This is a genomic window from Gordonia sp. ABSL11-1 (genome assembly GCF_030315685.1).
GTDB lineage: Bacteria > Actinomycetota > Actinomycetes > Mycobacteriales > Mycobacteriaceae > Gordonia.
In genome coordinates, this window is record NZ_JASXSI010000004.1 from 176,461 (window position 1) to 189,726 (window position 13,266).

General features: G+C 65.7%; 13 protein-coding genes. 1 reads left to right on the forward strand and 12 read right to left on the reverse strand.

Features of this window, described 5'->3' with window-relative positions:
* From QSJ19_RS06375 to QSJ19_RS06430, 12 genes are all read right to left on the reverse strand, one after another.
* Window positions 1-624, reverse strand: a complete 624-nt coding sequence (locus QSJ19_RS06375) for a hypothetical protein (RefSeq protein ID WP_286319108.1) — start codon at window positions 622-624, stop codon at window positions 1-3.
* Window positions 624-1,565 (reverse strand): Rv1363c family protein, encoded by a 942-nt coding sequence (locus tag QSJ19_RS06380; RefSeq protein WP_286319113.1) that lies wholly within the window; start codon window positions 1,563-1,565, stop codon window positions 624-626. Before QSJ19_RS06380 ends, QSJ19_RS06375 begins: the two co-directional genes overlap by 1 nt.
* Window positions 1,562-2,986, reverse strand: coding sequence for an MCE family protein (locus QSJ19_RS06385; protein ID WP_286319115.1), 1,425 nt, complete (start codon window positions 2,984-2,986; stop codon window positions 1,562-1,564). Before QSJ19_RS06385 ends, QSJ19_RS06380 begins: the two co-directional genes overlap by 4 nt.
* On the reverse strand, window positions 2,986-4,251 hold the full coding sequence (locus tag QSJ19_RS06390) for an MlaD family protein (protein ID WP_286319116.1): 1,266 nt from the start codon (window positions 4,249-4,251) through the stop codon (window positions 2,986-2,988). Before QSJ19_RS06390 ends, QSJ19_RS06385 begins: the two co-directional genes overlap by 1 nt.
* Window positions 4,248-5,498, reverse strand: a complete 1,251-nt coding sequence (locus QSJ19_RS06395) for an MCE family protein (protein WP_286319117.1) — start codon at window positions 5,496-5,498, stop codon at window positions 4,248-4,250. Before QSJ19_RS06395 ends, QSJ19_RS06390 begins: the two co-directional genes overlap by 4 nt.
* A gap of 7 nt (window positions 5,499-5,505) precedes the next feature.
* Entirely contained in the window at window positions 5,506-6,750 is a 1,245-nt protein-coding gene (locus QSJ19_RS06400; protein ID WP_286319118.1) for an MCE family protein, read from the reverse strand.
* Window positions 6,747-7,811, reverse strand: coding sequence for an MCE family protein (locus QSJ19_RS06405; protein WP_286319120.1), 1,065 nt, complete (start codon window positions 7,809-7,811; stop codon window positions 6,747-6,749). Before QSJ19_RS06405 ends, QSJ19_RS06400 begins: the two co-directional genes overlap by 4 nt.
* The gene (locus QSJ19_RS06410) at window positions 7,804-8,982 is read right to left on the reverse strand and encodes an MCE family protein (RefSeq protein ID WP_286319121.1); all 1,179 of its coding nucleotides are present in this window, start codon (window positions 8,980-8,982) and stop codon (window positions 7,804-7,806) included. Before QSJ19_RS06410 ends, QSJ19_RS06405 begins: the two co-directional genes overlap by 8 nt.
* 4 nt (window positions 8,983-8,986) lie before the next feature.
* Window positions 8,987-9,838 carry an MlaE family ABC transporter permease gene (locus QSJ19_RS06415; RefSeq protein WP_187590052.1) on the reverse strand — a complete coding sequence of 284 codons (852 nt, stop codon included), beginning with the start codon at window positions 9,836-9,838 and terminating at the stop codon, window positions 8,987-8,989.
* A 3-nt stretch (window positions 9,839-9,841) separates the two neighbouring features.
* Entirely contained in the window at window positions 9,842-10,582 is a 741-nt protein-coding gene (locus tag QSJ19_RS06420; RefSeq protein ID WP_502876109.1) for an MlaE family ABC transporter permease, read from the reverse strand.
* 114 nt (window positions 10,583-10,696) lie between these two features.
* Entirely contained in the window at window positions 10,697-11,587 is an 891-nt protein-coding gene (locus QSJ19_RS06425; protein WP_286319122.1) for a 3-oxoacyl-ACP reductase, read from the reverse strand.
* 94 nt (window positions 11,588-11,681) lie between these two features.
* Window positions 11,682-11,870 carry a ferredoxin gene (locus QSJ19_RS06430; RefSeq protein WP_286319326.1) on the reverse strand — a complete coding sequence of 63 codons (189 nt, stop codon included), beginning with the start codon at window positions 11,868-11,870 and terminating at the stop codon, window positions 11,682-11,684.
* Between the two features lie 152 nt (window positions 11,871-12,022).
* Here QSJ19_RS06430 and QSJ19_RS06435 point away from each other — a divergent pair, with 152 nt between their 5' ends.
* Window positions 12,023-13,228 carry an acyl-CoA dehydrogenase family protein gene (locus QSJ19_RS06435; RefSeq protein ID WP_286319123.1) on the forward strand — a complete coding sequence of 402 codons (1,206 nt, stop codon included), beginning with the start codon at window positions 12,023-12,025 and terminating at the stop codon, window positions 13,226-13,228.
* The last annotated feature ends 38 nt before the right edge of the window (window positions 13,229-13,266 follow it).

Genomic DNA, 13,266 nt, shown 5'->3' on the forward strand with positions numbered 1-13,266 from the left:
TCAGCCCGCAGGTGCCGACGGCACCGGTGCCGATGACTGCGCCTCCGACGATCCCTGCGCGGGGTTCGGCAGCGGCACGGCTCCGGGTGGCGGGGTGTCGGTCTGCTGGATCCGGCTGCGGAACGAGTCGTCGGTGATCACGTCGATGCCCTCGATCAGCCACTGATCGTCGCGCTTGACCATCGTGAACGTGAGCCGGCTCGGATCGACGCGCACGAGATCTTTCCCACCGCGCGTGACGGATTGGTTCATGAAGATCAGGACCGTCGACGTGTCGGCCGTGTTGGTGACTACGCCCGCGTCCTGGATCGCCGCCTCGGACACCACCTGCTGCTTGCGGACCTCGGAGACCAGATTGTTCTTCGTGACGAGTTCGTCGTACGTGGGCTTCGCCGCGCCGGTCAGCACCTTCTGCGACTGTGCGACATGATCTTCGACGTTCTGGGGCGTGTACCCGAACATCGTGGTCGCGTAGTCCTTGGCCGCAGCGAGCGAGGAGTCGCGGGCGTTCTCGGTCTGCCGCAGATCGTAGTAGCGGTATCCGAGGAATCCGGCGACGGCGATCGCCGCGACGGTGAGGACGACGACGGCACCGGCGACGAGACGTCGGGTCGACACTGTCATCACGTCACCCACTCGAAGTTGGTCATCTTCAGTTCTCCGTTGATGCGCGTGATCTGCACGCGCCAGCGGAAGGTCTGCACTATCGTCTGTTCCTTCGGGTTCTCGGGCTTCATCTGCCACCCGTATACGAGGATGACGGTGCCCTCGTCCGGCGTCGACTGCGTCACGGCGTCGGACAGGACGGTCGATTTCGTCTCGAGGTTCTGGTCGCGAACCAGACTGACCGCCTGCTTCATCGACTCCTGCATCTGCTGGTGGGCACGACCACTCGTCTTGTCCTCCAACGTCTTCATCGCGTCGTCGACGTTGCCGGCGTTGAGGGAGGTCAGGTTCACCACCATCTGTTGGGCGAAGCCGGAGTACTCCTCACGCAGCTCCTGCTGATCTCTGATCCGTCCGATGCCGGTCGCGAAGACGGCGGCCGCGACGATGCTCGCGACGAGCAGCACCGCACACACGCTGACGGCGGCGATCGTCGACGCGGAGCGTGTGCGACTACCGCGGTACCGGACGCCGCGACCCGCACCTGCGGCCGGCGTCGACGACATCCGGCGGTTGCGACGCTCGCGATAACTCAGTTCGCGTTCGACGGCCTCGGGTTCCGGCTCGGGTGGTGCCGGGTCGGGGGCGGCGGCGGGATCGGGGTCGACGGGAGTGACCACCTCGGACGTGCCCGGGGTGTCGTCCGACAGATCCGCGGTGCCGGGCGCGTCGGTCCACTCGTCGGCCGATCGCGCCGGTGGCCGGCGCTTACGGCGCAGCGGCGCCGACCGGACGGGTCCCTTGCGTTCGCTGCCGCCGGTCGCGGCGCGTGCTCCGTCGGTGTTGTCGTACTCCGCGGCGCCGGGTTCGGTGTTGCCGGCCTCCGCGGCGCCGGGTTCGGTGTTGCCGGCTTCGGTGCTGTTCTGTTCGGTGTCGCCGGGATCCGTGCCCTCGTTCATCCGTGCACGGTCCGCGTTATCAGGCTCTGCCATGTACTGTCTTGTCCTCGCGAATCCTGCCCGGTACCGGCGTTGTACGTCTTGCCATCCGGTCCGATGAAATCTCCTGACTTCGGATCGTAACTGGTGGCATAGACCGCGGGTCCGGGCTCATGGTCGGTCGGCGTCCCCGGGGTCGTGTAACCCGCGGGATCGGTGGGCAGCCGCACGCCGGGGATACCGTTCGGCAGGGCGTTGTTGTATCCGGGCAGCGGCTTGTAGCCGGTACGGCACTCCTCGGGCGTCGGCGCGCGCCGCCCGGGGAACTCCACACAGGGATAGTTGCGGGCACCGCGGACGGCCACCTGCGCGTTCTGCGGGACCCGGCACAGCATGCCGGGCGGCAACTCCCGGGCGGTCTGGGCCGACGGGTACCGCCAGTCCGAGCGCGGGAGATAACCGATCGTGCACGGTGGGGGATCCTGGAAGCCCAACGAGAACTCGACGCTCGGGCCATAGCGCGGATCGCCGGCGTTGAGTGCGGTCAGCAGGGCGTCGATCAGTCGCGGATAGATGACCAGGACCTGCTGCAGGTTCGGCAGGTACACCGCCAGCGTCTTCGACGCGACGCCCAGATTCGAGATGAGCATCGGCAACGTCTCGTCCATCGAGGCGAACAGATCCTGCGACTTCGACGCCGTCGACGGCCCCTTCTGCAGGATCCCGGTGATTTCCGGGTTGTTGGCCCGCAGCTGATCGGTCACCTTCGTGACGTTCGCGGTCCACGCCCGGATCTCGTCCGAGGTGGCCGACTGGGTCGCCAGCAACGGCCCCGCCTGACGGACCAGGTCGATGGTGACACCGGTGTTCTTGTCGGCGTCGTCGACCAGCAGGACCATCGAGTCGAGCAGCCGCCGCAGATTCTCCGCCGTCCCGTTGAACGCGGTGAACGCCTCGTCCATCAGGGCACGCAACTTGGTGTCACCGACCTTGTCCAACAGCGCGTTCGCCTGATCCAGCACCGACGAGATCTCCACGGGCACATCGTCACTGGTGACCACCGACCCGTTGTGCAGGTCCCCCGACGGGCCGTCGGGCTGCGGGGTGAACTCGACGTACTGCTCGCCGACGGCGGACACACTGCGCACGGCCGCATTCGATGACGCCGGGATCTTCGCGTCACTGTTGATCGACAGCTCCGCCTGCACTCCGCTCTCGGTGAGCCGCACCCCGGTCACCTTGCCGACATTGACGCCGCGATAGCTGACGTTCGCATTCTGGTACAGGCCACCGGTGTTCGGCAGATCCAGCTGCACCGCATAGCGTCCGACACCTGCCATCGCGGGCAGCTTCACGTAGTAGATGGCCATGGCGACCATGGCGACGACCGTGACGATCGCGAAGATCGTCAGCTGAATCCGGACGAACCGGGTGATCTTCATCAGTTACCCCCTACCCCGGGAATCGCCGGAAGTGCGGGCAGCTTGGGCAGGCCGGGAATCGACGGGACCGGGTCCTTGGTGTCCGGCTTGCGTTCGCCGCCGGGCTTGAGCGGCGACGTGAACGGATTCATCCCCTGCTTCGCCGCACCCGCCGGCTTCCCGGCGACCGCTTCCGGTCCGACCACACCGACCGCCCGGAAGATGCTGTCGTTCAGCTTCTCGAAGGTGAGGTCGAGGACGAGGTCGGAGTTCACGTAGTCGCCCTTGACGATGGTCGGGATCGCCTCCTCGAGGAACGGGAACGTCAGCAGGATCTTGAGCGACCCAGGCAACGACGGACCGGCCGCCGCGAGTTGAGCGAGAGCGAGTTTGACGTTGCCGACGATCGTCTTGATGTCCTCACTGTTGGCATCGAGCACGTCGTTGGTGGTCTTCGACAGCCGGGCGAGTGAGTCGAGAGCCGTCACGAACTGCTGGCGCTGGTCGTTCAGCAACTGCAGGATCTTCGGCGCGTCGGCGAGAGCCCTCTCCACCGTCGGCTTCTGCTCGTTGATCGACGCGCTCAGCCGATCGAGCCCGTCCATCGCCGAGATGATGTTCCCGGTCTGACGGTCGAGGTCGGCGACCAGGGTGGACAGTCGTGGGATCAGCGAGCGGATCTGCTTCTGGTGACCGTCGAAGATCGAGTTCATCTCGTGCACGATGTCGCCGAACTGCGAGAGCCCACCGCCGTTGAGCACCACCGACAACGAACTCAGCACCTGCTCCGTCGTCGGGTACGAACACCCGGGGACCTGCTGGGCGGAGTTGATGTCGGCGACGGGCGCCACGTCGGTCGGTGTGGCGATGTTCGCCTGCTGAGGGCACGCGGGCAGAGGGATCTGATCTCCCGGTTGCAGATACCCGTCCGAGGTCTCCGGTTCGACGATCTGCAGGTGCGTCGAGCCGAGGACGCTGGTCATCCCGACCATCACATGTGAGCCCTTGCGGACCCGCACGCCCGGATCGAGCCGGATGCCCAGATCGGCGTTCCAGTTCTCCACGGTGATCTTGCCAACGCTGCCGACGGTCGCGTCGTCCATCATGACCGGGGCGTTGGTGACCAGACCGGCGGCGCTCGGCAGGACGGCGCTGATCTCGGTGGAGCCGTTGCCGGTCCCCTGTGCGCCCGGCACGGGAAGGTTGTTGAGTCCGGAGAATCCACACGCCGACGACGCGAGGATCACGGCGAGCAGGGCGATCGCCATCCGCAGGTGGCGCCTCATCCTTCGCCTCCCCACGGCACGAGCAGGTCACCGAGCGCACCGCCGCCGTTGTCTCGGCGGGTCTGTGCGTCCTGCGCACGCACTCCGGCCTTCGCCCGTGCCTCGACGCTCGAGTTCTGGTAGGTGATCTGATCCGGTGTCGCGTTGATGCCGCTGACCGGATTCGTCATGAACGGCGGGTAGGCGACGGCGATCGTCGACAGCATCGGCGCGAGGACATCGGCGCAGTGTTCGACGTCGGCCTTGCTGGCCCCGGGCCGGTTGTTGGCGTCCATCGTGCCGCACAGCAGGGTGATCAGGTTGTTGCCCATACCGAGTCCGAACACACCCGACAGCGATCCGGTGAGCGGGTTGTAGATGTTGTAGAAGTTCGCGAGCTGGTTGGGCGCCGAGTGGAGCACTCCGCGCACCTGTTCGTCCTTCTCGGCGAGAATCCGCGTGGTGTCGGCCAGGCTCTTCACCGACGACGTCAGCGCGTTCTTGTTCTGGTCGATGAACACCTGGATGTCGCCCATCGCCGAATCCAGTTCGTGCAGCGCCTCGTTCAGGCCCTTCGTGTTGTCGGCGAGGACGTCGCTCACCGACGCGATCCGTCCGTTGAACTGCACGAGTTGTTCGTGGCTGTCCGACAGGGCGTCGGTCAGCTTCTGCAGACTGCGGATGGTCGCGAACAGATCTCCACTGCCCGCGGCCAGGGTGCCCATCACGTCGGACAGTTCGTTGATCGACCGGTTGATGGCCGCACCGTTTCCGGTGAGATTCTTCTCGGCGACGTCGATGACCTTCTCCGCGGTACCCGGGTCGGTGCCCTTCGGTCCGACGGCCTCGGTCAGGCGGTTCAGCTGTTTCTTGATGTCGTCCCATTCCATCGGAACGGCTGTCCGCTCCATCGGGACGGTGCCGCCGTTCTCGAGTTGCGGCCCACCGGAATACACCGGTGTCAGCTGGATGAAGCGACCCGACACCAGGCTCTGTGCGACGACGACGGCCTTCGCATCGGCCGGGACGGCGGTGTCCTTGTCCACCTGCAGTTCGACGCGGACATCGCCGCTGCGCGGCGTGATGGAGCGGACCTCGCCCACGTTCACCCCGAGCACACGCACCGGATCACCCTCGTAGAGACCGGTGGCCGTCGGGAAGTAGGCGGTGACCGACTTCGTCGTCGCGCGGGTGAAACCGACCCACGCGATCACACCGATGAGGACCACGAGGACGACCGCGACGATCTGCAGAATTCGTTTGGTCATTGCGACATCACCCTCCTGACCTCGGTGCGGCACCGGACGGCGTCGAACCGGGCGGCGGCGTCGGATACGTCGGTTCCGGCACGACCGGCGGTTTGGGCCGGGTACCTGCCGGCGGCGCCTCGCTCCATGCGTTCGGTAGCAGCGGGAAACCGCTGTAGGAGAATGCTTTCGCAGCCTCCGGATACTTCTGCTGCAAGACCTTCAGGAAGGTCGCGGTGTAGTCACCGAACGTCGACACCCCGACCAGCGAGTCGAAGTTCGGTCCGTTCGCGACCGCCTCACCGAGCGCGTTGGCGTACGGGCCGAGCCGATCGATGGTCTCCTTCAGACTCTTCTCGTTGTCCGTGAGGATCTTGGTGACTCGGTCCAACTTGGTCAGCACAGGGGTGAGTTGCGCGTTGTTGTCGGCGATGAATCCCTTGATCTGGATGGACACATCGCGGGTGCCGGTGATCAACGACGCGACCGCCGACTGCCGGAACTGCAGTTCGCCGAGCAACGAGTTGGCATCCACGAGCAACTTGTTGATCTGATTGTTGCGGTCGCCGAGGATCTTGCTCACCGAGTTGGCCTTCGCGAGCAGTTCCCGCAACGCACCATCCCGGTCGGCCACGGCCTTGGACAGGCGTGCGACCCCGTCGACGGCACCCTGCACCTGCGCAGGCGTGTCCTCGAACGTCACCGACAGCGTGGTCAGTGCCTTGTTCAGCTCGTCGGTGTCGGTGGTCTCCAACGTCGACGACGCGTCGTCGAGCGCATCGGTGAGCGAGTACGGCGCCACCGTGTTCTGATTCGGGATCTCACCGCCGGGTTTGATCCGGTTCCCGCCGTGAGGAATGACGGTGAGGTTGCGCCGACCGAGAACGGTCTCGGTCTTGATCGCGGCCTGCGTCTCGTCGCCGATGACGAGGTCGTCCTTCATGCGGAACGTGACGGCCGCCTTGGTGCCCTGCCCCGTCGAGGCGAGCTTCACGCCCTCCACCGTGCCGACGTTCACGCCGGAGACGGTGACGATGTCGCCGGACACCAGACCGCCCGCGTCGTCGAAGTACGCGGTGTAGGAGCTGATCGGCGACAGGTAGGGCAGCTTGTCCATCTGCAACGCCACCACGACGACCAGCGCCGTGATAACCACGCCGATGACACCGATGCCGGCCCGGCTGCGGCCGCCACGCTTCTGCTCGCGGGAGACGTCGGCCTCGGAGGACTCGGTGCGCTGGCTCGAGAAGAACCGTCCGAACGGATTGGTCATGTCGCCGCACACCTCCCGCCTGCTCTGGTCGCGTCACCCATGACGTCGTTCGACGTGAAGAAGTACTGCTTGCCCGCCGGTCCGGTGACCAGCAACCGGATGCGGCAGAAGTAGATCTGCAGCCACGATCCGTAGCTGCCGAGATTCGACAGCTTCTGGTAGTCGCTCGGCAGCCGCTGAAGCAGCGAGCGGACGTAGGGTTCGGCGCCCAGGATCGAGTCCGAGGTCTGCCCGGTGTTGGCGATCATCTGCTTCAGGTCCGGCCGCGTCGCCCCCAGCAGATCCGACAACCCGTTGGTCACCTCGGAGGTCTGGGTCAGAGAGTTCCCGATGATGCCCCGTTGCTCGGCGAGTCCGGAGGTCAGCTGCTGCAACTGGTCGAGGCTCGTGTCGAGGCCCTTGCGGTCACCGTCGAGGGTGCCCAGGGTCGCGTTCAGGTTGTCGATGACCTGCCCGATCAGTTGGTCGCGGTCGGCGAGGGTACTGGTGAACGACGCCGTGTCGGTGAGGAGCTTGTCCACGGCGGCGGTCTGCGCGGGCCCCTGGAACACCTCGACGATGGACGCCGACAGTTGGTTGACCTCTTCCGGGTTCAATGTGCGGAAGAGTGGCTTGAAGCCACCCAGCAGCTTGTCGAGATCGAGAGCGGGTTCGGTCTGACTGATCGGGATCTCGTCCCCGGGCGACAGGAACTTGCCCGGCTCGCCGGTCCCCTGCTGCAGTTCGAGGTAGCGGTCTCCGGTGAGGTTCTCGTACCGGATGAGAGCACGTGCCGATGCGGGCAGACGATACTGCCGGTCGACGGTGAACTCCACCTCCGCCTGGTTGGCACGGTTCAGCGAGATCCCGGAGACGCGGCCCACCTCGACGCCGGCGATCTTCACCTTGCTGCCCGACTTCATCGCCGAGGCACTGGTGAACACGGCATGGTAGTCGTCGGACTTGCCGGAGCGGTAGTTGCTGAACACGACGACGAGGCCGACGAACACCAGCAGCATGACGATGGCGAAAGCGCCCAGTTTGATCACGGTCGCGCGGAACGCGCGTGCGCGGTTATCCACGTGGCGGCTCCCCGAACAACAGCTGGAACAACTTCTCTCGGTTAGCCTTCGGCGTCGTGCGCGGCTGATACGGCACCGGGGCGTTGTTCGTGACGTAGAACTTCGAATGCTGGGTCGTCGTCGGGTCGCTCAGGCCGCCCGCGCATGTCGGAGGTCCGGCAGCGCCCACACGCGGCAGGTTCTGCGGGTAGCGGTAGGGCTCCTTGCCGGGCAGCAGACCGGCGTAGAGCAAGAGGTTGCCGTTGCGCCCGCCGAAGTACGGCTTGGCCAGGTCGGCCGCCTTCGCCGAGGTGGTCAGGAAACACTTGATACCCGGCGAGTTGTACCCCAGCAACTGGGACACCGGATCGAGGTTGGTCAGCGTCGAGATCAGCGTCGACTTCGACGGCGCGAGCACCCCGTTGATCGTGTTGGCCATCCCGGTCGCGTTGATCAGCAGGGCATCGAGGTTCGCGGTGTTGTCGACGAGGTTGTTGCCGATGAATGTGGCGTTGTCGACGGTGCGCATCAGGTCGGGCATCGCATCGGCGTACACGTCCGTCGTCGTCGCGGCCTGACGCAGCAGCTGATTCAGTTCGGGCAGATGCGGATTGGTCTGCTCCAGGATTCCCGACAGCTGATCGAGCGCCGATCCGATCCGCTCGCCGTTGCCCGCGAGTGCGGTGTTCACCGCGCCGACGACCGAGTTGAGTTTCTCGGGCTGGATCTCGGCGAGCACGTTCACCAACTGCTGGTAGACCGTGTTGAGTTCGACGACGACATGATCGGCCTCGATCACCTGATCCGGGGCGAGTTGCCCGCTGGCACCCGACTCGGGGACCACGAAGTTGACCGTTTTGGCTCCGAAGACCGTGTTGGACTTGATGTCCGCGGTGACGTTGCCGGGGATCTGCGACATCTGATCCGAGTCGATGTGCAGGGTCAGCACCGCCTGATCGTTCTGCTGTTCGATCGATTCGACACGTCCCACCGGCACTCCCCGCAAGCGCACCTCGGCGTCCGGGCTCATCACCAGACCCGCGCGCGGCGCCTCCAGCGTGACCGTCTGCGTCGAGGAGAACCAGCCGAGGAATTGCCCCGATGCCGCCGCGACGATCACGACGAGCGAGCCGACCATGACGACCGCCGCGGTCCGTCGGACCGCTCTGCTCCGTTCCTGTCTCCGTGCCATCTGCCTACCCCGCCAGGTTGAACTTGCCGTCGACGCCGTAGATGGCGAGTGAGGTCAGGAGGGTGATCACCACGACGACGACCAGCGACGCGCGCACCGCGTTGCCGACGGCCACGCCCACACCGACCGGCCCACCCGAGGCGTTGTAGCCGTAGTAGGTGTGGATGAGCATCACCGCGACGGCCATGCAGATCGCCTGCACGAACGACCACAGGATGTCGGACGGGATGAGGAAGGTGTTGAAGTAGTGGTCGTAGACGCCCGGCGACTGTCCGTAGATGAACACCGTCGCGAAGCGGCTGGCCAGGAACGACGCCAGTGAGGCCAGCGAGTACAGCGGGATGATCGCGATCAGGCCGGCGACGATGCGGGTGCTCACCAGGTACGGGATCGACGAGATGGCCATCGTCTCGAGGGCGTCGATCTCCTCACTCACGCGCATCGCACCGAGTTGCGCCGTCGCGCCGGCACCGATCGTCGCCGCCAGCGCGATACCGGCGATGACGGGGACGGCGATACGCACGTTGATGAAGGCGGAGAAGAAGCCGGTGAGCGCCTCGACACCGATGTTGGCCAGCGAGCTGTATCCCTGGACGGCGATCGTGCCGCCGGTGAACAGCGTCAGGAAGCCGACGACGACGACGGTGCCACCGATCATCGCCAGCGCGCCGGTGCCCATCGAGATCTCCGCGATGAGGCGGAGGGTCTCCTTCTTGTAGTGCTTGAGGGCCCGCGGGATGGCGATGATGCTGTCCCAGTAGAACAGCGCCTGGTCGCCGATCTGGTCCCAGTCCTCGCCGGCTCGTTTCACCGCGACCCGCGCAGTGCGGAACCGGGTCGTGAACGGAAGTACCATCGCTCATCCCGCCGTTGCTTTGAGACCGACGGCGGTGACCACGACGTTGACGACGAACAGTGCCATGAACGAGTACACGACCGTCTCGTTCACCGCGTCGCCGACACCCTTCGCGCCTCCCTTGACGTTCAGTCCCTGGTAGCACCCGACCATCCCGGCGAACAGCCCGAACAACGCGGCCTTGACCATCGAGATCATCAGCTCGCCGAAGCCGGTGAGCAGTGTCAGATTGGCGATGAACGCACCCGGGTTCACGTCCTGCAGGAAGACCGAGAACATGAATCCACCACCGATGCCGATCGTGCACACGAGGCTGTTGAGGAGGACGGCCACGCCCGTGGAGGCGATGATGCGCGGCACGACGAGACGGTGGATCGGGTTGATGCCGAGCACCTTCATCGCGTCGATCTCTTCGCGGATGGTGCGCGCACCGAGGTCGGCGCAGATCGCGGTGGCACCGGCACCCGCGACGATGAGCACGGTGACGATCGGGCCGATCTGGGTGATGGTGCCGAGTGCGGCGCCGGCACCGGAGAGATCCTGCGCGCCGATCTCACGCAGCAGGATGTTCAGCGTGAAGCTGACCAGCACCGTGAAAGGGATCGCGACCAGCAGGGTCGGCACCATCGAGACCCGCGCGATGGCCCATGACTGTTCGACGGTCTCCCGCCATTGGAACGGGCGGCGGAGCAGTTCCCGTGCCGATTCGACCCCCAGGGCGACGAAGTCCCCAACACCGGACATGGGCGTTGCGAGCTTCTCGAACACCGACACTCCTCACCCCCCGGGATCGCTCCCGTTCCTGCGTTCGCCCCGGCGAACACCGCGAACCTATCACGCACGCTCAGATGGATTAGGTCAGTCGACCAATTCACTCGCCGAGAACGTACGGTTCTCGTCGCGGTCGGCGAAGTAGCTGGTCAGCGTCTTCGCCAGGTCACCCTGATCCCACGCCTCTCCCACCGAGGTGAAGGTCTCCTCGACGGTCGGCGCGGCCATCAGCATGACCTTGCCGCCGTAGACGACGAACACCTGTCCGGTGACCTGCGCGGCGTCGGGTGCGGCCAGGTAGGTCACGAGGTTCACGACGTGTTCGGGCGACAACGGATCGACACCGTCGGTCGGCGCCTCGCCGAACACGTCGGAGGTCATCGACGTCCGGGCCCGGGGGCAGATCGCGTTCGCACGGACGCCGTAGCGCCCCAGAGCCCGGGATGCCGACACCGTCAGCGCGATGATCCCCGACTTCGCCGCCGCGTAGTTGGCCTGTCCACCCGGACCCAGCAGGCCGGCCTCCGACGCGGTGTTGATCAGCCGGCCGTACACCGGGGCACCCGCGGCCTTCGACGCGGCACGCCAGTGGCTCGCGGCATTGCGGTTGAGCAGGAAGTGCCCGCGCAGGTGGACCCGGATGACCAGGTCCCACTCGTCGTCGGTCATGTTGAAGAGCATCTTGTCGCGGGTGATGCCCGCGTTGCTCATGACCACGTCGAGTCCACCGAGATCCTCGGTGGCGGTCCGCATGATCTCGGTTGCGGTCGCGGACTCCGCGATGTCACCAGCGACCGGCACCGCACGGCCACCCGCACTGCTGATGACGTCGACGACGTCACTCGAATCCAACGACGACGCAAGGTCGTTCACGATCACGGCCGCACCGTGTGCGGCCAACCCGATCGCCTCCGCGCGACCGAGCCCCCCACCGGCACCGGTCACGACCGCCACCCGTCCGTCCAACGACCGACCCACGCCTGTTCCTTTCCGAGGCTGCCACAAACTAGAACCTGTTCTAGCACGAACGCGCTCGGGCCGGAACCGATTGGTCAGATTGGCTGTCGCGAACTCATTCCATCGACAGCGCGGATTTCGGACAACTGGCGACCACCTGACGCATTTCCTCTTCTCGCTCGGCGGAAACATCTTCGGCGAGAATCACCAGGTAGTCGTCGTCACCGAGGTCGAAGACGTCGGGTGCCATACCCACGCACACGGCATTGGACTCGCAGAGGTCGAAATCGGCCTTGATTCGCATCGTGCCCACTCCTTCACGAAAGTTCATCTGGTTGACGGGCTGTGTCATTCAGGTTAGAACGTGTTTCAGAAGTTGGCGAGCAACAGTTCGCCCGACCCCGGTTGATCACTGTAGACACACCCGCCCGAGACCACGCCCCAGAGGACAGCCCGATGCGCATCGCCTATACCGACCAGCAGAACGAACTACGCCGTGAACTCCGGGCCTACTTCGCGGGTCTGATGACCGACGATCGTCGCGCCGCGCTGACCGGGGGTGAGGGCGGCGAGCTCGGTGAGGGCGACGCCTACCGCGACGTGGTCGCACAGATGGGCGCCGACGGCTGGCTCGCGCTGGGCTGGCCCACCGAGTACGGCGGGCAGAACCGATCGATGATGGATCAGCTGATCTTCACCGACGAGGCGGCCATCGCGGGTGCGCCCGTCCCGTTCCTCACGATCAACTCCGTCGCGCCGACGATCATGCACTACGGCACCGACGAGCAGAAGGCGTTCTTCCTCCCGAAGATCGCTGCGGGACAACTCCATTTCTCCATCGGGTACTCCGAGCCGGGCGCGGGGACCGACCTCGCCGCCCTGCGCACCACCGCCATCCGCGACGGCGACGAGTACGTCATCAACGGCCAGAAGATGTGGACCAGCCTGGTCCCCTACGCCGACTACATCTGGCTCGCCTGCCGCACCGATCCATCGACGCTCGAGCCGGGCGGAAAGAAGCACAAGGGCATCTCGATGCTCATCGTGCCGACCACGGCCGACGGTTTCAGCTACACGCCGGTGCACACCATGGCCGGAGTCGACACCAGCGCGACCTACTACCAGGACGTGCGGGTGCCCACGTCGGCGATCGTCGGCGAGGAGGGCGGCGGATGGTCGCTGGTCACCAATCAGCTCAACCACGAACGCGTGGCACTGTGCAGCGCGGCCCCGATCCAGACCGCGTTACGGGAGACCATCGAGTGGGCACAGCACACCAAGACCGGTGACGGCCAGCGGGTGATCGACTCCCCGTGGGTCCAGGCCAACCTCGCGCGGGTTCACGCCAAGGTCGAGTTCCTGAAGCTGATCAACTGGAAGATCGCGTCGATCGCCGCGTCCGGCGCATCGCCGAGTCCGGCCGACGCCTCCGCCACCAAGGTGTTCGGCACCGAGTTCGCCACCGAGGCCTATCGGCTGCTGATGGAGATCGTCGGGCCCGCCGCCACTCTCCGGCAGGGCACCCCGGGCGCTCACCTACAGGGCCGTCTCGAGCGATTCCAGCGATCCTCGCTCATCCTCACCTTCGGCGGCGGCACCAACGAGGTCCAGCGCGACATCATCGCGATGCTCGCCCTCGGCCTCCCCCACCAGCGTCGGTAGCCGCCCCGACCTCCATCCGCCGGTCGAGTAGCAACAAG

Bases quoted from the DNA above. Each gene is read 5' to 3' on its own strand.
- QSJ19_RS06385 (WP_286319115.1), bottom strand. From the start codon at position 2,986: ATGAAGATCACCCGGTTCGTCCGGATTCAGCTGACGATCTTCGCGATC.
- QSJ19_RS06390 (WP_286319116.1), bottom strand. From the start codon at position 4,251: ATGAGGCGCCACCTGCGGATGGCGATCGCCCTGCTCGCCGTGATCCTC.
- QSJ19_RS06415 (WP_187590052.1), bottom strand. From the start codon at position 9,838: ATGGTACTTCCGTTCACGACCCGGTTCCGCACTGCGCGGGTCGCGGTG.
- QSJ19_RS06375 (WP_286319108.1), bottom strand. From the start codon at position 624: ATGACAGTGTCGACCCGACGTCTCGTCGCCGGTGCCGTCGTCGTCCTC.
- QSJ19_RS06420 (WP_502876109.1), bottom strand. From the start codon at position 10,582: ATGTCCGGTGTTGGGGACTTCGTCGCCCTGGGGGTCGAATCGGCACGG.
- QSJ19_RS06380 (WP_286319113.1), bottom strand. From the start codon at position 1,565: ATGAACGAGGGCACGGATCCCGGCGACACCGAACAGAACAGCACCGAA.
- QSJ19_RS06400 (WP_286319118.1), bottom strand. From the start codon at position 6,750: ATGACCAATCCGTTCGGACGGTTCTTCTCGAGCCAGCGCACCGAGTCC.
- QSJ19_RS06410 (WP_286319121.1), bottom strand. From the start codon at position 8,982: ATGGCACGGAGACAGGAACGGAGCAGAGCGGTCCGACGGACCGCGGCG.
- QSJ19_RS06435 (WP_286319123.1), top strand. From the start codon at position 12,023: ATGCGCATCGCCTATACCGACCAGCAGAACGAACTACGCCGTGAACTC.
- QSJ19_RS06395 (WP_286319117.1), bottom strand. From the start codon at position 5,498: ATGACCAAACGAATTCTGCAGATCGTCGCGGTCGTCCTCGTGGTCCTC.
- QSJ19_RS06430 (WP_286319326.1), bottom strand. From the start codon at position 11,870: ATGCGAATCAAGGCCGATTTCGACCTCTGCGAGTCCAATGCCGTGTGC.